The sequence below is a fragment of the Halorubrum sp. BV1 genome (assembly GCF_000746205.1).
Taxonomy (GTDB): Archaea; Halobacteriota; Halobacteria; order Halobacteriales; family Haloferacaceae; genus Halorubrum.
The window spans coordinates 250,296-274,069 of the sequence record NZ_KN050825.1; the positions used below are offsets into that span (position 1 = coordinate 250,296).

The following is a 23,774-nucleotide window of genomic DNA, read 5'->3' on the forward strand; positions in this document are numbered from 1 at the left end:
CGGCCGCGACATAAGTGGCTCCCGTTCACCGCGTCGCCTCACTCCGGGTCGCCGGCGTCGGTCGACTCGTCGGCGTCGGTCGATCCATCGACGTCGGTCGATCCATCGACGTCGGCCGCCTCGGTGGCTTCAGCTGGCTCGTCGGCGTCAGCCGGCTCGTCCGCCGCGATCGCCTCGCGGTGGGCGCTCGCTGCGATACCGGCCACCCGGAGCGGTTCCGGCCGCCGAAATCCCTCGCAGACGAGCCCGCGGGCCGCGGCCGCCGCGGCGTCGCTGTCGAGCCCGACCGCGCGGACGAACAGCGGGTTCGACCCGTCTGCCCCGCCCGAGTCCGGCGTCTCGACCCGAACCCGGGGCGGAAGCGATCGATACGTCGCGAGGCGGCTCGCGAGCGCGTCCCCGTCGAACGCCTCGCGAAGCGTCGGTTCGAGCCCGGGGCTCGGCTCGTAGCTCACCGAGTACACCGGCACGTCGAGGGCCTCGTGGAGCCGGTGGAGATCGAGGACGTTGAACCACGCGGGGGCGATCCCGTCGCAGGCGACGTGGCGAACGTCCTCGCGACCGAGCGCGCGGACGAGGTCGGCCACGGCATCGGTCGCGTCGGTACCGCCGACCGTACACCGGCCGAAACCGAGACCGTCGAGGGTGGCGTCGGCCCTGACGACGGCACCGGCTACGCGACTGGTTCGGTCGCCGTCGGAAAATGCGATCCCGAGCGTCCGGCTCGGCGGTCTCACCCGATTCAGGTCTCCTCGGATTTGATGTCCTGGAGACGGTCGAGGAGCTCGTCGTTCGACGCGCCGGGCTCGTAGTCGACCGACCCCTCGTGGGCCGATTCGGCCGCGCGGACTCCGTTATCGTCGTCGAAATCCGCGTCCAGGTCTTGGTTCTCCTGTTCGGATTCGTCGTAGCTTCCGAAGCCCATGTGTGTCAAGGAATAGCGGCCGACGACAGATAAAACCCCTGTCGGTAGCGGGGGTCAGTGCCGGAATCCGCCGTCTGCCGAGCTGCGAGTTTCGTCCGCCGAACTGCACGTTTTTATTCGCCGCGCGACGTCGCGTGTGTATGGAACCGATCACGGTCACCGCAGACGCGGAAGAGTTCACCTGCAACGCGTACCTGGTCCCCGGCGAGGCGACGACACTCGTCGACGCCGGCACGATGCCCGGCGTCGGGGACGTGATCGCAGACGCACTCGCCGACGCCGGCGTCGACGGTCTCGATCGCGTCATCGTGACTCACCAACACCACGACCACGTTGGAGAGTTGGACGCGGTACTCGACCGCTTCGACGCGACGCTGTACGCGAACGGCTCTCACCCGCGGCGGGACGTGGCGATCGGCGACGGCGACGAGATTCTCGTCGGCGACGAGGCGTGCGAGGTCGTGTTCACGCCCGGGCACGCTGACGACCACGTCTCTCTCGTCGGCGACACGCGGCTCTACTCCGGCGACGTGTTCGTGTACAACGACGGGGCGTTCGACGACGGCTCGTTCGGTCGAACCGACATGGCTGGGCAGTCTCGCGAGCGCCTGATCGAGAGCCTCCACACGCTCCTCGACCGGCTTCCGGACACGGTCGACGCGATGTACCCCGGCCACGGCGACGTCTACCGCGCGAGCGACGGCCCCGACACCGTCCGCGAAGTCCTCGAACGCGCGACCGAACGCGCCGAGCGCCGCGAGCCGAAGTACCCCGACAACTGACGCCCACAGACCGCCGCCGTGGGACGGCGGACGGCACGACGCGTCGACGAACCGCCTTCGTGCCCGTCGAACGCAGTCACTCGTCCCGGAGCAGCGCCAGTCCCTCGACGGCGACGGCGGTCGCCTCGTAGCCGCGCCGACCGGCGACCTCGGTTTCGTCGATCAGTCCGGCCGCGCGGAGTTCGGCGACCGTCCCGTGAAGGTCGGACTCGCACATGTCGGCGGTATCGAGCAGGTCGAGCACGGCGATCGGCCCGTCGTCGACGACGACGGCGAGCAGGCCGAGCGAGCGGTCGTCGTGTACCGCTCGCAGGACCCGCCGAACCGCCGCCGGAACGCCGCTTGCCGCGGTCGCGAGGGGAGATTCGCCCGCCACGACCGACAGTTCCTCGTTGTCGACGTACCGCTCCTCGCCGGTGGCCGGGTCGCGGACTCGGCTCGACTCCGCGGAGCGTTTCACGAGGAGGTACGTCTCGCCGTCGGCGTCACGGACCGTTTGCATCGACATGACAGAGCGGCTTCCCGGCTATTACGCTTCCGGGGATCCGTCGTCCCCGTCGGCGTCGTCGGGGTGGTTCGCGTCAGCGGCGGAACCGGGGTCGGGATCGATCGAATCGGGGCCGGCCGAGTCGGCCGCGTCCGCAGACCCCGCCGCGTCGCGGTCTCGCTGCCACGCGCGGTACGTCTGGTACGTTCGGATCCCGGAGAGGAGCCCGGCGACGGACAGCCCCGCGCCGATCCGCGTCCATCCCTCGAAGTACCACACCATCGGCCCGAGCGCGACGAAAAGCACCGCCGCGTTGGCGTAGATCACCGCGGCGACGAACGCCCGGAGCGTTCCCGGGTCCACGTCGCTCGCGCCCTCGAAGTCCCCGTCGTCGTCGAACGATCGCACCGAGGGGGCTGTCGGAATATCCGGCGTCATCTCGCGCTCGGCGTCGGACTGCTCGCCGAAGGAGACCTCACCCTCGTCGTCCTCGTCGAAGGGGAACACGGCCACCGGTAGGTCAGGGTGGGCCAAAGGGGTTCCGTCCGCACTGCTCGGCTCGCACCGAACTGTTCGCGTCGCTCAGAGCGCGTCCGCGAGCCTGACCGTTCGGTTCGCTTCGACCCACGCGAGGGGGTTGGCGGCGTCGAAAAGCACCACGTTTCCGTCGTCCTCGTACACCTCCACCTCGGCGTCGTCCGCGTCGCGCTCGACCGCACGAGACCGCCCGAAGTCCGAACGTGGGTCCGAAGACATGGACATTGGTATGATGTGGCATGATATATGCCTTTCCGTGGCGGGAGTCCTCGCCGCACCCGAAAGACGGGCTTTTTAGCCGGGTGCGACGAAAGGCGCGTATGACTCAGTCGGGGCTGTCGGACTTCTCGTCGTCCGATGTGACGGACGACGGCTCGGGAGGGGGCGCGGCCGACCGCGACGACCTCGCCGCCGAGGAGGCGGCGGTCGTCGCCGGCGGCGGACGCGGCCGCGTCAGCGACGTGGTCGACGTCGACGAGGCGAAGTTCCCGGACTCGACCGGGACCGTCGAGCTGATGATCACCCAGATCGACTACGCGGTCGAGGGGTACGGGAGCGACGAGTACCCCGTCGTCCACGTCTTCGGGCGGCGTCCGGCGGAGCACGTCGACGCCGAGAACGACGTCGTCGAACACGTTCGCGTGCTTGGCGTCGAGCCGTATTTTTACGTTCCCACGGCCGACCTCGACCGCGACCCGGTCGAGGAGTACGACGTGGTGATCGGAACGCGCGAGGAGAACGCCGACGGTGAGCCGTACGAGAGTATCCGCGGCGAGCCGCTCACCCGGATCGTCACCCGTACCCCCCGCGACGTGGGGAACATCCGCGACGACTTCGCGACGACGTTCGAGGCGGACATCCTCTTCCCGAACCGCTTTCTGATAGACAACGGTCTCAACGGCGGCATCCGGGTCGAGGAGCGGCGGCTCGACGACGAGGAGGGAACGATTCAGGTCCACGAGGGCATGCTCGAACCCGCGGCGGTCGACGCCGACCTCCGGGTGAACACCTTCGACATCGAGGTCGACGACCGCCGCGGGTTCCCCGAAGACGGCGAGGAGCCGATCATCTGTCTCACGAGCCACGACTCCTACGACGACGAGTACGTCGTCTGGCTGTACGACGCGCCCGAAGCCGAGATCCCGCCCCCGGAGAACCTCCCCGACTACGAGGGGATCGTCGGCGACGACGGAGAGATCGACTTCGAGGTCCGCACCTTCGAGGAGGAGGCCGCGATGCTGGACGCGTTCGTCGCGTACATCGACGACACCGACCCGGACCTGTTGACTGGGTGGAACTTCGAGGACTTCGACGCGCCGTACGTCCTCGACCGGTTGGAGATGCTCGACGACGGGAGCCAGTACGACCTCTCCGTCGACCGGCTCTCCCGGATCGGCGAGGTGTGGCGCTCGGGCTGGGGCGGCCCGGACATCAAGGGGCGAGTCGTCTTCGATCTCCTGTACGCCTACAAGCGCACCATGTTCACGGAGCTTGAGTCGTACCGGCTCGACGCCGTCGGCGAGCGCGAGCTGGGGGTGGGAAAGGAGCGGTACACCGGCGACATCGGCGACCTCTGGGAGCAGGACCCCGAGCGACTGCTGGAGTACAGCATCCGCGACGTGGAACTGTGCGTCGAGATCGATCGCACGCAGGACGTGATCGCCTTCTGGGACGACGCCCGCAAGATCGTCGGGTGTAAACTGGAAGACGCGACGACGCCGGGCGACGCGGTCGACATGTACGTGCTCCACATGGCGTACGGAAACTTCGCGCTCCCCTCCAAGGGCCAACAGGAGGCCGAGGAGTTCGAGGGCGGCGCGGTGTTCGACCCGATCTCGGGGGTCCGCGAGATGGTGAGCGTCCTCGACCTGAAGTCGTTGTATCCCATGTCGATGGTGACGATCAACGCGTCTCCAGAGACGAAAGTTGACCCCGACGAGTACGACGGCGACACCTATCAGACCCCGACGGGCGTCCACTTCCGGAAGGAGCCGGACGGCATCATCCGGGAGATGGTGACCGAACTGCTCGACGAGCGCGAGGAGAAGAAAGCGCTCCGAAACGAACACGATCCCGGTACCGAGGCGTACGAACAGTACGATCGCCAGCAGGGAGCCGTCAAGGTTTTGATGAACAGTCTGTACGGCGTCTTCGGGTGGGATCGGTTCCGCCTGTACGACCGCGAGATGAGCGCTGGCGTCACCTCCACCAACCGTGAGGTGATCGACTTCACCGCCGACGTGACCGAAGAACTCGACAGGGAAGTAACGTACGGGGACAGCGTTACCGGTGACCGACCAGTCGTCGTCCGGGATCCAGAGGGGATCGTTCGAATCCTTCCCATCGAGGATCTCTTCGATCGAGCCGACCGAGACGCGACCGCAGAGGTCCTTGTCACGGCCGATGGAGGGCCGGTCGCGTCGAGCGTCTTCGGAAAAGACAGGAGACGGCTTCCAGGCTGGGAAGCCCTATCCCTCTCCTCCGATGGAAAGCCGGAGTGGAAACCGATCGAACAGGCGATCCGGCACGAGACGGACAGACCCGTAGTCAGCCTTCAGCACAAGTTCGGCGAATCGGCGACGACGCGAGATCACTCCTACATTGTTGATGATGGTGACGAGTTCGTCGAGACGGCTCCCGAAGACGTCAAGGAGCCGGTTCGGATTCCAGGGTTTCCCAACGTGGACACCATCGACACAATTGACGTGTACGAGGTGTTAAACGGCTACGCTCGGGAGTATGAGGACGGACGTAGCGTCGGCAGCGAAAACGCCAGGTCGAAAACCAAACGGATCCACGCAGACGACCAGTGGGTCTGGTTCGGGCATGAGCACCACGACGCTATTGAGAAGGCAATCAAGGTGCGTCGATACATCGACCTTCGTTCCGAAGAGGGCCGATCGCTCGTCCGACTGCTCGCGGCGTACGTGACCGAGGGAAGCGCCTCTACCATCGAGACTACTGATTCAAAATTCGGTGCGAGTATCGCCGAGTCGCGTGAAGAGTGGCTAGAGGGCCTTCGCGAGGACTACCATCGGCTATTCGAGGGAGCGACAGCTAGTGTCATTGCATCCGACACAGCGGCGGAGCGCAGGGTGGCGTACGAAACCGGCGACGGCGAGCAGTCCGTCACGTACGACGACACCACCTGCAAGCTCCAGATGATGAACGAGCTGTCGGCGGTCTTCTTCCGCGAGTTCGCCGGACAGACGTCACGCGGGAAGCGAGTTCCCGGGTTCGTATTCAGTCTCCCAGACGAATTACAGCAGCTCTTCGTCGACGTGCTCGTCGAGGGCGACGGGTCGCGTGAATTCCCGCGGTATTCTAAGGAGTACGCGGAGCGGAATTTCGACTTCGAGACGACGAGCCGGGAACTCGCTGCTGGGCTGTCCATGCTACTCACCCAGCGCGAGAGGAAACACTCGCTCAAGTACCGAGACGCGAAGGACAGCTACACGATTCGAACGTGCGACTTCTATCGCCGAGGTCGTGATCCGGTCGTGAAAGAGGTGGATCACGACGGATACGTGTACGACCTCAGCGTCGCCGACAACGAGAATTTCGTCGATGGCGTCGGTGGCGTGGTGCTTCACAACACCGACTCCGTTATGCTTTCACTTGGTGATTTATCGAAAGAAAAGGCGATCGAGACTTCCTTCGAGATTGAGGACCACATCAACGAGCGCTACGACGACTTCGCGCGCGAGGAGTTAAACGCCGACTCTCACCGCTTCGAGATCGAGTTCGAGAAGCTCTACCGGCGGTTCTTCCAGGCGGGCAAAAAGAAGCGGTACGCCGGTCACATCATCTGGAAGGAAGGCAAAGACGTCGACGACATCGACATCACCGGCTTCGAGTACAAGCGCTCGGACATCGCCGGCATCACGAAGGAGGTCCAACAGAATGTCATCGAGACGATCGTGACGGGCGACGACATCGACGAGGACATGGAAGCGGTGAAAGCATATCTCGTGGACGTCATCGCGCGCGTGCTCGACGGCGACGTCGATTTAGAGGAGATCGGCATTCCCGGGGGGATCGGCAAGAAGCTCGACGCCTACGAGACGCCGACCGCGCAGGTCCGGGGAGCGAAGTACGCCAACCTGATGCTCGGGACCAACTTCGGGAGCGGGTCGAAGCCGAAGCGGCTGTACGTCGAGAAGGTCCATCCGGACTTCTGGGCGCGGATGGAAGACGAGAGGGGACTCGACCCGCAGCGCGACCCGCTGTACGGGGAGTTCAAACGCGACCCGGACGTGATCTGTTTCGAGTACGCCGATCAGGTCCCTGAAGAGTTCGATGTCGACTGGGAGAAGATGCTCGATAAGACGCTGAAAGGGCCGATAGAGCGCGTCATCGAGGCCCTCGGGATGTCGTGGGAGGAAGTCAAAACGGGCCAAGAGCAAACCGGACTGGGCTCGTTCATGTGAACGCGATCGCGAATATCTGAAAGCAGTTTTTGATCAGTAGAAAATTTCTTACTTAATTCGAGAGTTTTGACGGGGAGATGCGTAACCATTAACCTCCTAAGTCACCAGTGTCCACGTACGAGGTACCGAGACGACATATGGCAACTCTCGAAATCAACAATCTACACGCACGAGTGGCTGAAGAGGGCGGCGAACGGATTCTCCGCGGTGTCGATCTCACGGTTAACTCCGGCGAGATCCACGCGCTGATGGGGCCGAACGGCTCCGGGAAATCGACGACTGCGAAGGTCATCGCCGGACACCCCGCCTACGAGGTAACAGAGGGCGAGATCCTCCTCCACCTCGACGACGAGGATGTCGCCGACGTCGACGCCGATCTCGACGACGAGGATTATCACTGGGAGCTTCTGGAACTCGAACCCAACGAGCGCGCCGCACTCGGCATCTTCCTCGGCTTCCAGTACCCCGCGGAGATCGAGGGCGTCACCATGACGAACTTCCTCCGACAGGCGCTCAACGCCAAGGCGGACGAGCGCGAGGAGCTGTTCGAAGACGAAGCGGACGAAGAAAACGAGACCGACGCTGACGACGAGGGCTACGACACCTCTCCGATGGAGGGTCCCGCGGACGACGGCGAGATCGGCGTCGCCGAGTTCCAGGAGATCCTCTCCGAGAAGATGGAGCTTCTCGACATGGACGAGAAGTTCATGCAGCGATACCTCAACGCCGGCTTCTCCGGCGGTGAGAAGAAACAGAACGAGGTGTTACAGGCCGCGATGTTAGAGCCCGCCGTCGCCGTGCTCGACGAGATCGACTCCGGACTCGACATCGACCGTCTCCAGGACGTCTCGAAGGGAATCAACGCGCTGCGCGACGAGCAGGGAACGGGTATCCTCCAGATCACCCACTACCAGCGCATCCTCGACTACGTTGAGCCGGACCACGTCCACGTAATGTTGGACGGCGAGGTCGCCAAGAGCGGGGGCGCGGAGCTCGCGGAGCAGCTCGAAGACGAGGGCTACGACTGGGTCCGCGAGGAAGCACTCGCCGACGCGTAATTACTCGTGATTACGCAACAACACTATACAACCAGAACTGTAACCAATTGATATGAGTTCACAAGATCACCTAAAAGAGACGAACACGGAGGAGCGCTTCGAGTTCAAGAAGGAGGAAAAATCCGCCTTCAAGAGCGACAAGGGGCTCACAGAGGAGACGGTCCGCATCATCTCGGAGGACAAAGACGAGCCGGAGTGGATGTTAGAGCGTCGCCTTCGCGCGCTCAAGCAGTTCCAGGAGATGCCGATGCCGACCGACTGGCCCGGACAGCCGGACCTCTCTGAGGTCGACATCGACGAGATCGTTCCCTACATCCGTCCGGACATCGAGGCTCGCGGCGGTGCCGACAGCTGGGAGGACCTCCCCGAGGAGATCCAAGACACGTTCGACAAGCTGGGCATCCCGGAGGCCGAGAAGAACGCGCTCTCGGGCGTCGGCGCGCAGTACGAGTCCGAGATCGTCTACCAGAACATGCAGGAGCGGTGGGAGGACAAGGGCGTCATCTTCTGTGACATGGACAAGGCGGTCCAAGAGCACGAAGAGATCGTCAAAGAGCACTTCATGACGAAGTGTGTCCCCCCGAGCGACAACAAGTTCGCCGCGCTCCACGGCGCGATCTGGTCCGGCGGCTCGTTCGTGTACGTCCCGGAGAACACCACCGTCGACATGCCGGTGCAGGCGTACTTCCGGATGAACTCCGAGGGGATGGGCCAGTTCGAACACACGCTCATCATCGCCGAGGAGGGCTCCGAGGTCCACTACATCGAGGGCTGTTCCGCGCCGAAGTACTCGGCGTTCAACCTCCACTCCGGCGGCGTCGAGGTGTTCGTCGGCGAGGACGCGCACGTCCAGTACTCGACGGTGCAGAACTGGTCGAAGAACACGTACAACCTGAACACGAAACGCGCCATCGCCGAAAAGGGCGGACGCATGGAGTGGATCTCCGGGTCGATGGGGTCGAAGGCGACGATGCTGTACCCCTCGACGATCCTGAAGGGCCGCGGCGCGTCCGACAACCACATCACCATCGCCATGGCCGGCGAGGGACAGGACATCGACACCGGTGCGAAGGTGTATCACAACGCACCGGACACGAAATCCACCGTGGAGTCGAAGTCGATAGCGAAGGACGGCGGCCGCACGAACTACCGCGGGCTCGTCCACATCGCCGACGGCGCGGAGAACTCCTCGACCGCCGTGGAGTGTGACGCGCTGATGTTCGACAACGAGTCGACCTCCGACACGATGCCGTACATGGAGATCAACGAGTCGAAGGTCGACGTCGCCCACGAGGCCACCGTCGGAAAGATCGGCGACGAGGACATCTTCTACCTGCAGTCGCGCGGCCTCGACGACGACGACGCGAAACAGATGATCGTCTCGGGCTTCATCGAGCCGATCACGGAAGAGCTGCCCATCGAGTACGCCGTCGAGCTGAACCGGCTCGTCGAGCTGGAGATGGAAGGTTCGCTCGGATAACATGAGCACGAAAGCAATCGAGAGCCTCTCAGAGGACACGGTACGACGCATCGCCGACGAACGCGACGAGCCCGAGTGGCTCTTGGAAACCCGACTCGACGCCCTGGCGGCGTTGGAGACCGCGGAGCTTCCAGACGTGATCCAGACGCCGGGCCGCCTGTGGACCGATCTGGAGTCGCTCGACTTCGAGGCGCTCGTCGATCCGCTGAACCAGTCGGACGCGACGGAGCGCGGCGGCGGCGACGACGATGTCGTCGTCCTCCCGTTCACGGAGGCGTTCGACGAGTACGGCGACGTCATCGAGGCGAACTTCGGTTCCGTGCTCGATCCCGAGCACAACTACCTCACGGCGCTGTCTGTCGCGCTCTTCACGACGGGGACGTTCGTGTACGTCCCCGAGGGCGTCGACGTCGAGGACGTCACCGCCCGCGCGGAGATGAACTCCCGCTCGCTTTTCAGCCAGACGCTCGTCGTCGCCGAGGAGTCGTCGTCGGTGACGATCCTCGAAGCGATCGAGTCGGGTGACGGCGAGGCCACCTCGGACGCCGAGGGTGACCGGTACTTCTCGAACCTCGTCGAGATCGTCGCCGGCGAGAACTCGAACGTCCAGTTCGGCTCGCTCCAGAACCTCGATACGGACACGTACACCTACTCGCTGAAGCGTGCCGTGACGGACACGTACGCGACGGTCGACTGGATCGAGAGCAACTTCGGCTCGAAGCTCACCCGGTCTGACGTCGAAACCGAGCTGAACGGCGACGGCTCCGAGAGCCAGATCGTCGGGACGTTCTTCGGGACCGACGACCAGCACTTCGACATCAACGCCCGCGTGTGGCACCAGGCCGAGCAGACGACGGCCGACCTCGTCACGCGCGGCGTGCTCGACGACGTCGCCCGCTCCGTCTACGAGGGCGTACAGGACGTCGGCGAGGACGCGTGGAACACCTCCAGCTACCAGCGCGAGAACACGCTGATGCTCTCGGACGACGCCGAGGCCGACGCGTCGCCGAAGCTGATCATCCACAACCACGACACCGAGGCGTCCCACTCCGCCACGGTCGGGCAGGTCGACGCCGAGGACCTGTTCTACTTGGAGAGTCGTTCGATCGACTCGCGCACGGCGCGGAACATGCTCGTCGAGGGCTTCTTCGTGCCCGTGTTAGAGGAGATCGCGGTCGACGAGTTCCGCGACGACGTCCAGGAACTCGTCTTGCGGCGGCTGCAGTAGCCGCGCTCCGTTCGTCTCGTTTTTTCTCCCCCACGCACACGATCAGCGTCGCGAGCAGGCCGTCGATACCGAGCCGTCCCACGAGGGGAACCGCTTAAGTCGGACTACGGCCGAGGTGACGTGTATGCGAACGGGCGTATCGACCGGGACCGGGTGGTCGCCGTGAGCGTGAGCCAGCGGATCGCGTCCGACGACCAGCTCGCCCGGCTGTTACAGATCGGGATCGTGTTAGAAGAGGTCGTGGAGGCGCGGGCGCACCACCACTACCAGAGCCTCGACGCCGAGCTCGACGAAGAGGTCGAAACGCTGCTCGCGGACGCCGCCGAGGAGTCCGCCGACCACCGCGAGCGCCTAGAGACGCTCATCGAGGGGCTCGGAGTCGACAGCGTCCCGTTCGACGAGATCGAATCGCTCGTCGACGCCCGATACGGTCGGACGCAGCCCGACGACTTCGACGGCGTGTTGTACGACCAGCTGTGTAACGAAGAAACCGCCTACAAGTTCTACGACGACCTCATCGAGGCGATCGAGGCCTCGGACGCCGAGTTTTCGATCGACCGCGCGGAACTCATGGGGACGCTTCGGACTATCCGCGCGGACGAGGCGGAGGGCGTGAGCGAGGTGACGGAGGTCATGGAGCGACGATGATCCGAGCGACGAGCGTGAGGATGAGCCGAGAGACCGGACCAGCGCGAACGACGACCGCCGACGGAGGGATGCCGTGAACACCGCAGACCAGTACCTCAAGACGATATACGTCGTACAGAAGCAGGAAGACGGTCCCGCCTCGACCGGCTCGATCGCCGACGCGCTCGGCGTGAGTCCGGCGAGCGCAAACGAGATGATCGGCAAGCTCGAATCGCGCGGGTTCGCCGAACACGAGAAGTACAAGGGCGTCCGGCTGACCGACGACGGTATCGTGCAGGCCCGAGACGCCCTGCAGACGTACTGTATCATCGAGCGGTTTCTCGCGAACGTGCTCGCCGTCGACGAGTTCCGCGCGGAGGCGCGCGAGCTGGAAGCCGTGATCGACGACACCGTCGCCGACCGGCTGGACACGATAATCGACCGCGAGCCGGAGTGTCCGGACTGTTTCGACCCTGAGACGGACGCCTGTGCGTGTCTGGAGGTCGCGGCGGTGCCGGCGGAGCCGGAACAGTAGCTCTCGTCGGCGGTTTTAGACCCCGGTCGAGTACCGGAGAATACCCGCGATTCCGCCGAACGCGTCGAGCAGCTGTTCACCCTTCTCGAAGTCGGTGGAGATGAACTTCGTCTCCGTCCCGCGCTGCTCGGCGATGGTCATCAGGTGTTCGATGACGTCCTCGCGCTCCTCGACGTCGGCGTCCTCGCCGCACTCCGAACACTCGTGTGTCGGCGTCGAGTGTCGCGCGTCGACGACTTCGTACTCCTCGTGGCCGTTCGGACACTCGTAGACGACGACGTCGGAGCGGAGGTCCTCGGAGATGAGAAGGCGGTCGACCGAGCCCATGATCAGGTTCCGGCGGGTCTGCTCGAAGCCGTAGGTTGCCTCCTCGCCGGTGTGGAGCTTCTCGAAGAACTCCTCCATGTTGCGTTTGTCCTCGACTATCTCCTGGTCGGCGAGTGCCTCGCTGGCGTTGTCGACGAGGTCTTTGAGCCCGGACTCGTCGGTGTAGGCCACGTCGAACTTGCCGAGAACCTTGTCCTGTAGCTCGTGGTGGAGGTAGTCGCCGTCGAGGAACTCGTCTTTCGTCGGCGAGGGACCGCCGACTAATATCCCGTCGAGCTCGTGTCGCTTGTCGACGAAGAGATCGTTGGCCATTCCCGCGACCTCCTGATAGAAGTTGTCGATGGCCTCCAAGCGGAGCCGGGCGAACCGCTGGGCGGACTGTCCACCCTTCCGCTGTTTGCCGGGCACGAGCGAGGAGGCGGACTTGACGGGTTCGATCCGCTTGCCCTTCAGCCACCCGACGTTGGCCTCGCGGCGGTCCAAGACGATGAGCCCGAACAGCCCGGAGTCCTCCAGCATGTGTTCGAGCGGCTCGGTGAGGAACTCGGAGTCGCAGTGATACCGGAACGACTCGACGGGTTGGGGCGGCGATTCGAGCGTTCGGGTGACCATGTCAGTTTGGCCGCCGCCGGCGTCGATCGCGCCGGAGAAGATCACGATGCCGTTGTCGGGCGGAAAGGTGTCGTAATAGCGGAGCCGGTCTTTGATCGACGTCAGCGCGTCCTGAACGTTCGTCCGCGTCTGCTTCGACTTGATGTTCGACGCTTCGCTGTGCTCTTGGGTGACGTGTGCCACCACGTCGGATATCTGCTTGTCTTCGGGGATGTAGATGGTGACGAGTTGCGTGCCGGAGCCCTCGTACTCTTTGAGCTCCTCTATGACCTTCCGGAACTCGTACTTCCGGCGGTCCTCGTTCGCCTCCTGTGCGTCGCTACTCATTGTCTCAGATACGGTCGCGTGCGTGTAAGTAAGCTTTGACCTGTCGATTCGACCGCGATCGGATGACTCGGGGCCGGAGAGAACGGATCCGCGAGCGACCTACATGGACTCCGGCGCTTCGACCCCGAGCACGTCGAGCGCGTTCGCCATCGTGTGTCTCGCGGCGGCGACGAGCGCGACGCGGGCGGCCCGGAGGTCGTCGCTCTCGGCGGTGACGACCGGACACTCGCGGTAGAAGGCGTTGTACGCGTCGGCGAACTCGCGGGTGAACGTCGCGATCGTGTGGGGCTCTAAGTCCTCGGCTGCGGACTCGATCGCGGCCGGGAACCGCGCGACCTCGCGCAGCAGATCCCGCGCCTCCTCGGTTTCGAGGACGCTCGCGTCGACGTCGAGCGGTTCGCCCGGTTCGGGGACGGCCACGCCCTCGGATTCGGCCTCGTCCAAGATTCCGCAACAGCGCGCGTGGACGTACTGGACGAACGGGGCGGACTGCCCCTCGAAGTCGAGCGCGTCGTCCCACTCGAAGGTGATCGCCTTCGCGGGCTGTTTCGAGACGATGTCGTACCGGACCGCGCCGATCCCGACCTGGTGGGCGATCCGGTCGACGTCGGCGTCGGTCAGGTCGTCGTCGCGGATGCGGTCGTCCATCCGGGACTCGACCGCCTCGCGGGCGCGGTCGATGGCCTCGTCGAGCAGGTCGTCGAGCATCACGCCGGTGCCCCGCCGGGTCGACATCTTCCCCTCCGGGAGGTTAACGTACGAGTAGATGACGTGTCCGAGCCGGTCGACGTCGTTGCCGAGGAGTTCGAGCGTCGCATCGAGCTGGTCGGCCTGCAGCTTGTGGTCCTCGCCGAGCACGGTCACGGCGCGGTCGTAGTTCGCGAACTTCCACTCGTGGTGGGCCAGATCGCGGGTGGTGTAGAGACTCGTGTCGTCAGAGCGCAAGAAGACGAGATTCTTGTCTATCCCCCAGTCGTCGAGTTCGAGCTGCCACGCGTCCTCCTCGTAGACGGCGTGGTCTGTCTCCTTGAGTCGCGTCGCGATCTCGTCTGTCGACCCGTCGCGCATGAATCGGGTCTCCTTGACGAACTCGTCGAACTCTGCCGGCAGGCGCGCGAGGCAGTCTTTCATCCCACCGAGCACGGTGTCGACGACCTCCCCGACGCGCTCGTACGTCTCCTCGTCGCCGGCTTCGAGTCCCTGAAGGATCGCCGATATCTCCGCTTCCGCGGCCTCGACGTCGGCGGAGTCCGCGTTTTCGAGGTAGGCGTTCCCCTTCCGGTAGTAGCGAACGAGGTCGTACTCGGCCCGGTCGCGAGCGGGCTCGGCGTCGAGGTCGGATTCGTCGAACCGCTCGTACGCCCATGTGAACACCGCCATCTGTCGGCCGGCGTCGTTGACGTAGTAGTGGCGGTCGACGTCGTAGCCGGCGTACGCTAACAGGTTCGCCACCGCGTCGCCGACGATGGGGTTTCGCGCGCGTCCAACGTGGACCGGTCCCGTGGGGTTCGCGCTCGTGTGCTCGACGACGACGGAGGTGTCTCGGTCGGAGAGCGCGCCGTAGTCGGCGTCGGTCGCGGCCGCGTCGAGGGTGTCCGCGAGGTACTGGTCGTTCGCGTGGAAGTTCACGTACGGCCCCGCGGTGTCGACGCTCGCGAGGTAGGTGGCGTCGTCGACGGCGACCGCCTCGGCGACCCGCGTCGCGACGTTCGGCGGAGCGTCGCCGACCTCGCCCGCGAGCCGGAAGGCGACGCTTGAGGCGAGCGTCGCGTCCATGTCGTCGGGCGGCCGTTCGATGCCGAGGTCGTCGGTCGGGAGGTCCAAGGCGGCGAGCGCGTCCGCGAGCGCGGCCTCGACCTCCGACCGGAACTGCCTGAACATACCGTCCGTTCGACCGGCGGGTTAAAAGGGCCTTCCGAAGCGGCTCGGCCGCGAACGCGGCACTCCGCGGAGACGTACGGCGCACGGTGGGAGAGGCGGGCTCCGTCGTCCTTCCGTTAGGCCTTTGCGCGGCGGTCCCGTTCGTATACTAGATGGAGTACCTGCAGCGCCGGGTCGCGCTCGTCGAAGAGCGGCTCGAAGCCGTGATCGGCGAGGTGGAGCCGGACGAGCTGTCCGCTGAGGTCGGTCACGTCGTCCTCGCCGGCGGCAAGCGAGTCAGGCCCGCGGTGACGATCCTCGCGTGTGAGGCGTTCGACGGCGACCCCGACGACGCCGTCGACTTCGCCGCCGGGATCGAGTTCGTCCACAACGCGTCGCTCGTGATCGACGACATCATCGACCGCTCCGAGGTCAGGCGGGGCACCCCCTCCGCGTGGGCGGAGTTCGGCTACGGTCCGGCGATCGTCGCCAGCGACGGGCTGTTAGGCGAGGCGTTCGCGCTTTTTTCCGGCGAGCCGCGCGCGATGCGGACCGTCGCCGAAGCGATGGTCGAACTCGGCGAGGGCGAGGCGACGGAACTCGCCGCCCGTCCGACCAACGAGGAGGAGTACATGGAGCTGGCCCGCCGGAAGACCGGCGCGCTGTTCCGGGCCGCCGCCGAGCTCGGTGCGGTCGCGGGCGACGCCGACCCCGACGCGATCGATTCGTTCGGCGAGTACGCAGAGCGCGTCGGCGTCGCCTTCCAGATGCGCGACGACGTGTTAGACGCCACCGCCGACGCCGACGCGCTCGGCAAGCCGACCGGACAGGACGCGGAGATGGACCGCCCCTCGGTGGTGCAAGTCACGTCGCTCACACCGGACGAAATCGACGAGCGCGCTCGCGAGCAGTCCGAACTCGCGCTGGCCGCGCTCGACCGCGCCGACCCACCCGAGACGGAAGCGATCGAGTACCTCCGCGATCTGGCCGAGTTCGTCGTCGTCAGAGAGCGGTAAGGGATCACCGAGCCGATCGGCCGGCGACTTGTCCGAGATGTCCACACCCGTGGATTTGATCGGGCGTTCTCACGCGAACGACACTTCGACGTATTCATACTTGTGCGATCACGATCATCGACATGAATCGAGCAGAGAAGGCGGCCCTCCAGCTGCAGGCGGTCGCCGTGCTACGCATGCTCAAGGAGACGCGAACGTACGAGGAGCTGTCGGCGGTGACGGGGCTCCCAGCCGGCGACCTGAATCGCTACGTGAACGGCCACGTGCTGCCCGGTGCAGATCGGGCGAGCGAGGTCGTCGAAGCGGTGGGTCGCGACGCGCTCGCGGACGAGCTGATCGCCCGCGTTTCGTTCGACGACGAGGGGTACGTCGACAACAGCGGTGTCGTCTTCGACCAGTCGTTTCTAGATCTGGTCGCGCCGGTCGCCGCCGAGACGTTCTCCTTCGAGTCGCCGGACGTGATCCTCACCGCGGCGACCGACGGCATCACGCTCGGTGCGGCCATGGCCTCCTTTTTCGACGCGCGGCTCGCGTACGCCAAGAAGTCGAAAGAGACCGCGGTCGAGGAGTTCATCGAGTCGCGCCAGCGGCTCGCCTCCGGGATCGAACTCACCTACTACCTGCCCGCGCGCGCCATCGACGCCGGCGACACGGTGCTCGTCGTCGACGACCTGATACGATCGGGTGAGACACAGGAGCTGCTCCTCGATATCGCCCTGCAGGCCGACGCCGACGTCACCGGCGTGTTCACGCTCATCGCCGTCGGCGACGAGGGGATGGAGCGCGCGCGAGCGATCACGGACGCCCCCGTCGGCGCGCTGACGACGTTCGAGTAGGCGAGTAGGCACGTTCACGCATTTTTGGTGACTGATCGGCCGCTCGCTCGACGAATTTGACCACATTCTTGGGTATCGGTGCACTCCGTTCAGCAACACTTATCACCCGATCCGGCGGTATCCACATCCGTTCAATGGGGCTTTCAGACACGCTGTCAGCGCGCTTCGACGTAGAGGAGCGCGGTTCCGACGTCGGGACCGAACTTCTCGCCGGACTGACGACGTTCCTCACGATGTCGTACATCATCGTAGTCAATCCGGTGATCCTCTCGAACGCTATCGACGCCGGAGAGAACACGTTCCAGCTGTTGGCTGTGGTGACGATTATCGCGTCGGTCGCGGCAATGCTGGTGATGGGACTGTACGCTGATCTTCCCTTCGGGCTCGCGCCCGGAATGGGGCTCAACGCCTTCTTCGTTGTCGTCGTCATGGAACTCAACGTGCCGTGGGAGACGGCACTCGCGGCCGTGTTCTTGGAGGGAGTCCTGTTCATCATGCTGACCGCGGCCGGCGCGCGTGAGTACGTCATCAGGCTGTTTCCGGAACCGGTCAAGCTGTCCGTCGGTGCCGGGATCGGTCTCTTTCTCGCGTTGCTCGGACTCGAACAGATGCGGATCATCACCGGCTCCGTGAGTCTCAACCCCGTCATCGCCCTCGACCCGATCGCGATCCTCGCGGCGGCCGGAATTCTGCTCACGTTCGCGCTGTGGGCCCGAGGCATCCGCGGCGCTATCGTCGTCGGCATCCTACTCACGAGCGTCTTCGCGTATCTCGTCTCCGCACTTGGGGTCGAGCCTCGTCCGGGCGGTGCAGACCAGGGACTCGTCGATACGGCGACGCTCGCGCCGGGCATCTCCGGTATCACGTACGACCTCGCCGCCTACGACATCTCTCCGCTCGCGTTCGCGTTCGTCGAGGGGTTCCAGAACGTCGAGGCGCTCACATTCGCGCTCGTCGTGTTCACGTTCTTCTTCGTCGACTTCTTCGACACCGCCGGGACGCTCACCGGCCTCGGACAGGCGGCCGGAATGACAGACGAATCCGGTGACCTGCCGGACATCGACAAACCGCTGATGGCCGACGCGGTCGGTACCACGGTGGGCGGACTGCTGGGGACGTCGACGGTGACGACGTACATCGAATCGTCCGCCGGAATCGGCGAGGGCGGTCGGACGGGACTGACCGCGCTCGTCGTCGCAGCCCTGTTCCTTCTCTCGCTGCCGTTCGTACCGCTTCTGTCTGCGATTCCGTCGTTCGCGCCGTACGTCGCACTCGTCGTCGTCGCGGTTATGATGCTTCAGAACGTCACGGAGATCGACTGGAACGACCTCGTGCACGCTATCCCCGCAGGACTGACGATCATCATCATGCCGCTGACGTCGAGTATCGCGTACGGGATCGCCGCCGGCCTGCTGAGCTTTCCCGTGGTCGCGGTGGCCGCCGGCCGCAGCGAGGAGACCCGTCTCGGACACTGGCTGATGGCGCTCGCGTGCATCGGGTACTTCGCGATCCGATTCGGCGCGTTGGCGAGCTAACTCGGCACGCGCCGACAGATCGCGCGCACTACCCTCTCGGCTCAACCGCCTTCTCTGATGCACCGCCCGTGCGCGCGACGCGCACCGACCGCAGTACTTCTTTACGCGTCTGTCCCGTACGTGACGGCGATGGCTGACCTGACGCTGTACGAACTGGATGGGTGCCCGTACTGTGCGAAAGTGAAGACCAAACTCGCCGACCTCGGCGTGGAGTACGACTCCGTCACGGTCCCGCGCTCGCACGGCGAGCGAACCGAAGTCGAGGAGATAAGCGGCCAGACCGGCGTCCCCGTGCTCGTCGACGAGGCCAACGGCATCGAAGGGATGGCGGAGAGCGACGACATCGTCGAGTACCTCGACGAGACGTACGGCGACGCGAGCTGACGGCGAGAACGGACGCCGCACCGATCCCGCCGGACTGTGACGCCCGCAGTCGACCACGAGGCTATTTATTCGACCGCATCAACGTGGTGAGCGTGCGCCTCGTCCACCGCCGTGACACGTCCGACGAGCAGACGGCGGCCGGAGCCGAGAGCGAGGGCGAGATCGAGACCGTCCTCGCCGGCGACGTCGACGTCGCCCGATCGACGCTCGAACAGGCTCGCGGCCTGATGTTTCGGCGCTCCGTCTCCGACGGCTACGCGCTCGTGTTCCCGTTCGGGGACGCGGACACCCAGTGGCTCCACATGCTCTTTGTCCCCTTCGCTATCGACGCGCTGTGGCTCGTCGACGGCGCGGTGACAAAACGGAAACGGCTCGCCCCGTTCGTCGGACTCGGCCGGGGACGCGCCGACACGGTCGTCGAGCTGCCGGCCGGCGCGGCCGACGAGGTCGCGGTCGGCGACGAGGTTCAGCTCGTCGAGTGAGCGCGGCGGCGCGATCGCGACAGCGAGCGACCCCGGTCGCATCGCACCGCTCAGCCGGTCCGGGTCGCACCGCTCAGCCGGTCTCGGCCGTCTTGAGTTCGATCTCGATCCGGCTCCCACCGTCCCTGCTCTCGGTGATGTCTAAGGCTCCGCCGCTCGCCCCGACGATCCAGTTGACGTACCAGAGCCCGAGGCCGCTCGCGTGATCGAGCGGCGTCTCCTCGCCGGTGAGCACCGCCTGTTCGGTTGGAGGAATACCGGGGCCGTCGTCGTCGACGACCAGCGACGTCCACGACTCGCTCGGCAGCTCCACGGCCGAGATCTCGACGCGCGGATTCGCAGTGTCGTTGTGTCGGATCGCGTTGTCGACGAGCTCCGCGAGCGCCTCGGCCAGGTAGCCGATCGCGGTGACGGTGACTCCCTCGGGCACGTCGACGTCGATCGCGGCGCGCTCGCGGAGGTCTCTCGGCAGCGACGCGACCGCCTCGGCGACTGTCTCACGGAGGTCGAGCGGCTGCGGGTCCGGCCGGTCGGCGAGCAGTCGCTCGACCTTCCGTGCCGTCTCGCCGAGCCGTAGCAGCCGCTCCGCGGTGTCGACGACGCGGTCGAGCTCCGCGGCGCGTTGCGGATCGTCGGTGGCCTCGATCGCCCGTTCGGTGAACCCCGTCACCACGTTGAGGTCGTTGCGGAAGTTGTGTCGTAACACCCGCGTCAACACGGCGAGTCGCTCCTCTCGGAGCGAGGTCGCAGTCACGTCCTCGCCGATCCCGACCGCGCCGACCACCTCGTCGCCGTCGGTGATCGGTCCGAGCGTGAGCCGGTAGGCGACGCGCTCGCCGGAGCGGGTGAGAAGCGTCACCTCCCGGTCGACGCGCTCGCCGTCGCGGTACACCCGGCGGAGCATCTCGGTGACGCTCGCTCCGCCCGCGCCGCCTCCGCGGTCGGGACCAGAGTCAACGAACAGCGAGGTGAGTTCGGTCGACGACAGCTCGCGTCCCTCGTAGCCGGTGTCCGCGGCGAACCGGTCGTTCCACCGGTGGAGGGTGCCGTTCGCGGTGCACTCGAACAACGCGCCCGGAAGCGTCGACGCGATCGCCTCCGTGACGCGCAGCTGCGACCGCAGTTGGCTCTCGGCTCGAAGGCGGTCCGTGACGTCGGTGACCCCGACGATCAGCCACTCGTCTCCGTCGACCGTCGACAGCCGCGGCGTGAGTTCGAGCCGTTGTCGACTCTCATCTCCGTCGACCGGTTCCGTCTCCACCGCGACCGTGCCGGCGTCACCGTCGGCGGTTCGGGCGCGGTCGATCGCCGTGTCGACCGAATCGCCGTCGACTGTGGTCCCGGCGGCAGTGAGGGTGGACAGATCGAGCACCCGCAGCGCCGCGGGCTCCCGATCGAGGAGGGAGACGGCGGGTGAGTTCGCCGCCCGGATCGCGTGCGTCTCCGGATCGCACGCGAGCGCCGGCGTCGGCATCGCGGACAGCACCGACCGGAGGGCGGGCGACACGGGATCGTCTCCGGACGGGAGATCTCCGCTCGACCCGCCGTCGCCCTCGCGGCGTTCCATCGCTACCTCTGTCGACGCGGTCGCGACTTATTGGTTTGGGGGTGGGATCGACGGAATCGCCGACGGAGCCGTTCGATCGCCGCGTCAGTCGGCGTTCGCCTGCCAGTCGCGGACCGTGTCGGGGCCGACGCCGTCGACGTCGGCCGCGAGTTCGTCCGGATCAACCGACTTGAGGTCGTCGACGCCGGCGACCCCAGCCGCCTGCAGCTTCGCGGCCGTCTTCTCGCCTATCCCCTCGACGGCCTGTAGCTCGGACCCCTCCTGTCGGGCCGTGAACTCCCGGTAGTTGCAGATCGGACAGCCCAGCTCCCACGGCTCGTCGCCCGAGTGGACGCGGAGGTGCGGGAGGTCGTGTTCCTCGCAGGTCTCGTCCGTGACTTCGATCTCGCCGCGGCGGGGAAGCGGCAGCGAGTAGTCACAGTCGGGGTAACGCGTACAGCCCACAAGCCGGGAGCCGGAGCGAAGCCGCTTGATCGCCAGCTTCCCCCCGTGCTCGTCGCCGCAGTCGGGACACGTGCCAATCACCTCGTCCTCCTGTTCGTCCGCCTCGTCGGCCTTGCACTGCGGACAGCCGTGGACGAACGTCTTCCGCCCGGCGAGCATCTTCACGTGCCTGAGGTCGTGCTCCTCGCAGGTCTCGTCGAGGATGAGCGGTTTGCCCGTCGAGGGGAGCGGCAGGGTGTACTCGCAGTCGGGATAGCCGTCACAGCCCACGAAGTACGACCCCTGCCTGGACTTCCGAACGAGCAGGTCCGAGCCACACTCGGGGCAGGGGCCGAGCGTCTTGTCAGCCTTCAGCGACTTCTGGAGGTGCTCGCCGACCGCCTCCCGCGACTCGGTGAGATCGTCGAACACGCGTTCGAGCAGCTCTCGCGACTCCGCAGTCACTTCCTCGTACTCCTTCTCGCCGGCCGCGATCGCCTGCATGTCCTGTTCCAGTTGGGCGGTCATCTCCTCGCTCACGACGTGTTCGGCGAACTCCTCAGCGGCCTCGACGACCGCCTCCGCGAGCCGGGTCGGGCGCGGCGGGTCGCTCTCGATGTAGTTGCGGTCGTAGAGCTTCTCTAAGGTGCGGTGCCGGGTCGCCTTGGTGCCGACGCCGCGCTTTTCCATCTCCTCGATGAGCCGCGACTGGCCGTAGCGGCGCGGCGGCTGGGTCTCTTTGGCCTCGGTGTGCCGCTCGTCGAGCGCGAGCGTCTCGCCGACCGCCACGTCGGGGACGATCCGCTCGTCGCTGGAGCGGTACGGGTAGACCTCGTGGTAGCCGGCAGAGAGCAGGCGCTTCCCGTTCGCCTTCAGCCGGAGGCCACCGTCGGCGACGAGGTCGGCCGGCCCGTCTGCGTCCGCGGGATTCCGGAGCGCGGCGATCCCGTCCGCGCGCTCGGCGATCGGCGTCGCCTCCCCGTTCGCAAGCGCGACGACGCGCAGCCGCTCCCACGTCGCGGGCTCGGCGCAGGTCGCGAGGAACCGCCGCACGACGAGCTCGTACACCTCCCACTCGTCCTCTGAGAGGTCCGACGCTGAAGGGATCTCGCCGGTGGGGTGGATAGGGGGGTGGTCCGTCGTCTCCTCGTCGCCCTCAGTTGGTTCTATCTCATCTAGTTCCAGCAGGCTCGCCGCATCCTCGCCGAACGTCGAGGCGGCAGCGAGGTCGTCGAGGAGTTCTCGGGGCTCCAAGTCCTCGGGGTACACCGTGTTGTCCGTCCGCGGGTACGTGAGGTAGCCGTCGGTGTACAGGTCCTCCGCGAGCGACATCGCGCGCTGGGCGGAGTAGCCGAGCGAGCCCGCAGCGCGGATGAACGCCGTGGTGTTGAACGGTGTCGGCGGATCGTCAGTCTGGGTCCGGCGGGTCACGTCGTCGACGACGGCCGCCTGGGCCGCGTCAAGCGCCTCCGTCAGGATCTCGGCCGCGTCCCCGTCCCAGACCCGCTCGGCCTCGTTGCCCTCGTCGTTCAGGTAGAAGTAGCGCGCCTCGAAGGGGTCGCCGCCGGACTTGGTCAGGTTCCCGTACAGCTCCCAGTAGGACTCGGGGTCGAACGCCTGTATCTCGCGTTCGCGGTCGACGATCAGCTTGAGCGTCGGTCCCTGCACCCGGCCGACGGAGATGAAGTCGTCGCCGAGCTGGCGGGCGGAAAGCGAGAGGAATCGGGTGAGCGCCGCGCCCCACGTGAGGTCGATCACCTGTCGGGCCTCCCCGGCGGCGGCGAGATCGAAGTCCAGGTCGTCGGGGTTCGCGAACGCCTCCCGCACCTCGTTTTCCGTGATCGACGAGAACCGGACGCGGTCGATCGGCGCGTCCTCGTTGACCTCGCGGACCAGCTCGTACGCCTCCTTGCCGATGAGTTCGCCCTCGCGGTCGTAGTCGGTCGCGATCGTCACCCGAGAGGCGTTGCGCGCGAGCGTGCGGAGAGCCGCGACGATCCCCTCTTGGGTGGGTTGCTTCGTCGTCGGGGCGTCGATCAGCTCGACCGGCTCCACGTCGCGCCAGTCGTTGTACTCCGGCGGGAAGTCGACGCCGACGACGTGCCCGGAGAGGCCGATACAGCGCTTGCCGCCCCACTTATAGACGTTCACGTCGTTCTGCCGCTCCGTCGTCGCGGACTCGCCGCTCAGAATGTCGGCGATGCGCCGGGCGGCGTTGTCTTTCTCCGTGATTATCAGTTCGGGGCCGCGACTCATTGCGCCGAGATACGCCGGTCCTGCGTCTAAAGGTTTCGTGACACAGCGTAAGATCGCGCG

General features: G+C 65.9%; 20 protein-coding genes and 1 pseudogene. 12 read left to right on the forward strand and 9 right to left on the reverse strand.

Annotated features, from left to right (window positions below):
- Positions 1-158 precede the first annotated feature (158 nt).
- Positions 159-737: pseudogene (locus EP28_RS12770) on the reverse strand (DUF99 family protein); the annotation flags it as partial.
- 5 nt (positions 738-742) lie between these two features.
- On the reverse strand, positions 743-925 hold the full coding sequence (locus EP28_RS12775) for a DUF5786 family protein (RefSeq protein ID WP_049984379.1): 183 nt from the start codon (positions 923-925) through the stop codon (positions 743-745).
- Between the two features lie 140 nt (positions 926-1,065).
- On the opposite strand from EP28_RS12775, the gene EP28_RS12780 reads away from it, so the two are divergent.
- Positions 1,066-1,707, forward strand: coding sequence for an MBL fold metallo-hydrolase (locus EP28_RS12780; RefSeq protein ID WP_049984380.1), 642 nt, complete (start codon positions 1,066-1,068; stop codon positions 1,705-1,707).
- A 76-nt stretch (positions 1,708-1,783) separates the two neighbouring features.
- Here the strand turns inward: EP28_RS12780 and EP28_RS12785 are convergent, their stop codons facing one another.
- The 3 genes from EP28_RS12785 to EP28_RS14490 form a co-directional block, all read right to left on the reverse strand.
- On the reverse strand, positions 1,784-2,209 hold the full coding sequence (locus EP28_RS12785; protein WP_049984381.1) for a DUF7346 family protein: 426 nt from the start codon (positions 2,207-2,209) through the stop codon (positions 1,784-1,786).
- 27 nt (positions 2,210-2,236) lie between these two features.
- Positions 2,237-2,701: a DUF7322 domain-containing protein gene (locus tag EP28_RS12790; RefSeq protein ID WP_049984382.1), complete on the reverse strand. Its 465-nt coding sequence runs from the start codon at positions 2,699-2,701 to the stop codon at positions 2,237-2,239.
- Between the two features lie 75 nt (positions 2,702-2,776).
- Positions 2,777-2,950, reverse strand: coding sequence for a DUF7331 family protein (locus EP28_RS14490; protein ID WP_196219650.1), 174 nt, complete (start codon positions 2,948-2,950; stop codon positions 2,777-2,779).
- A gap of 101 nt (positions 2,951-3,051) precedes the next feature.
- Between EP28_RS14490 and EP28_RS12795 the strand changes: the two genes are divergently transcribed.
- The 6 genes from EP28_RS12795 to EP28_RS12820 all read left to right on the forward strand — a co-directional run bounded on the left by EP28_RS12795 (position 3,052) and on the right by EP28_RS12820 (position 12,089).
- Positions 3,052-7,161, forward strand: coding sequence for a DNA polymerase domain-containing protein (locus EP28_RS12795; RefSeq protein ID WP_049984383.1), 4,110 nt, complete (start codon positions 3,052-3,054; stop codon positions 7,159-7,161).
- 137 nt (positions 7,162-7,298) lie between these two features.
- Entirely contained in the window at positions 7,299-8,219 is a 921-nt protein-coding gene (locus tag EP28_RS12800; RefSeq protein ID WP_049984384.1) for an ABC transporter ATP-binding protein, read from the forward strand.
- 52 nt (positions 8,220-8,271) lie between these two features.
- Positions 8,272-9,699, forward strand: a complete 1,428-nt coding sequence (gene sufB / locus EP28_RS12805) for a Fe-S cluster assembly protein SufB (RefSeq protein WP_049984385.1) — start codon at positions 8,272-8,274, stop codon at positions 9,697-9,699.
- A 1-nt stretch (position 9,700) separates the two neighbouring features.
- Positions 9,701-10,927, forward strand: coding sequence for a Fe-S cluster assembly protein SufD (sufD, locus tag EP28_RS12810; protein WP_049984386.1), 1,227 nt, complete (start codon positions 9,701-9,703; stop codon positions 10,925-10,927).
- Positions 10,928-11,089: 162 nt separating this feature from the next.
- Positions 11,090-11,575 carry a rubrerythrin gene (locus tag EP28_RS12815; protein ID WP_049984539.1) on the forward strand — a complete coding sequence of 162 codons (486 nt, stop codon included), beginning with the start codon at positions 11,090-11,092 and terminating at the stop codon, positions 11,573-11,575.
- Positions 11,576-11,648: 73 nt separating this feature from the next.
- Complete coding sequence (locus EP28_RS12820) at positions 11,649-12,089, forward strand: metal-dependent transcriptional regulator (protein WP_049984387.1); 441 nt, start codon at positions 11,649-11,651, stop codon at positions 12,087-12,089.
- 15 nt (positions 12,090-12,104) lie between these two features.
- On the opposite strand, the gene prf1 is transcribed toward EP28_RS12820, so the two are convergent.
- Together prf1 and argS are read right to left on the reverse strand one after the other, a co-directional pair.
- On the reverse strand, positions 12,105-13,355 hold the full coding sequence (gene prf1 / locus EP28_RS12825; protein WP_049984388.1) for a peptide chain release factor aRF-1: 1,251 nt from the start codon (positions 13,353-13,355) through the stop codon (positions 12,105-12,107).
- Between the two features lie 99 nt (positions 13,356-13,454).
- Positions 13,455-15,236, reverse strand: a complete 1,782-nt coding sequence (gene argS, locus EP28_RS12830; RefSeq protein WP_049984389.1) for an arginine--tRNA ligase — start codon at positions 15,234-15,236, stop codon at positions 13,455-13,457.
- Positions 15,237-15,388: 152 nt separating this feature from the next.
- Between argS and EP28_RS12835 the strand changes: the two genes are divergently transcribed.
- The 5 genes from EP28_RS12835 to EP28_RS12855 all read left to right on the forward strand — a co-directional run bounded on the left by EP28_RS12835 (position 15,389) and on the right by EP28_RS12855 (position 19,468).
- The gene (locus EP28_RS12835) at positions 15,389-16,231 is read left to right on the forward strand and encodes a polyprenyl synthetase family protein (RefSeq protein ID WP_049984390.1); all 843 of its coding nucleotides are present in this window, start codon (positions 15,389-15,391) and stop codon (positions 16,229-16,231) included.
- Positions 16,232-16,353: 122 nt separating this feature from the next.
- Positions 16,354-17,067, forward strand: a complete 714-nt coding sequence (locus EP28_RS12840; RefSeq protein ID WP_049984391.1) for a phosphoribosyltransferase family protein — start codon at positions 16,354-16,356, stop codon at positions 17,065-17,067.
- Between the two features lie 134 nt (positions 17,068-17,201).
- A complete protein-coding gene (locus tag EP28_RS12845; protein WP_049984392.1) occupies positions 17,202-18,602 on the forward strand; it encodes an NCS2 family permease in 1,401 nt (466 codons plus the stop codon).
- Between the two features lie 129 nt (positions 18,603-18,731).
- Positions 18,732-18,986 carry a glutathione S-transferase N-terminal domain-containing protein gene (locus EP28_RS12850; protein WP_049984393.1) on the forward strand — a complete coding sequence of 85 codons (255 nt, stop codon included), beginning with the start codon at positions 18,732-18,734 and terminating at the stop codon, positions 18,984-18,986.
- 83 nt (positions 18,987-19,069) lie between these two features.
- Positions 19,070-19,468, forward strand: a complete 399-nt coding sequence (locus tag EP28_RS12855) for a DUF192 domain-containing protein (protein WP_049984394.1) — start codon at positions 19,070-19,072, stop codon at positions 19,466-19,468.
- A gap of 73 nt (positions 19,469-19,541) precedes the next feature.
- Here EP28_RS12855 and EP28_RS12860 read toward each other — a convergent pair whose 3' ends face one another.
- Complete coding sequence (locus EP28_RS12860; protein ID WP_049984395.1) at positions 19,542-21,035, reverse strand: sensor histidine kinase; 1,494 nt, start codon at positions 21,033-21,035, stop codon at positions 19,542-19,544.
- 84 nt (positions 21,036-21,119) lie between these two features.
- On the reverse strand, positions 21,120-23,714 hold the full coding sequence (locus tag EP28_RS12865) for a DNA topoisomerase I (RefSeq protein ID WP_049984396.1): 2,595 nt from the start codon (positions 23,712-23,714) through the stop codon (positions 21,120-21,122).
- Positions 23,715-23,774 lie beyond the last annotated feature (60 nt).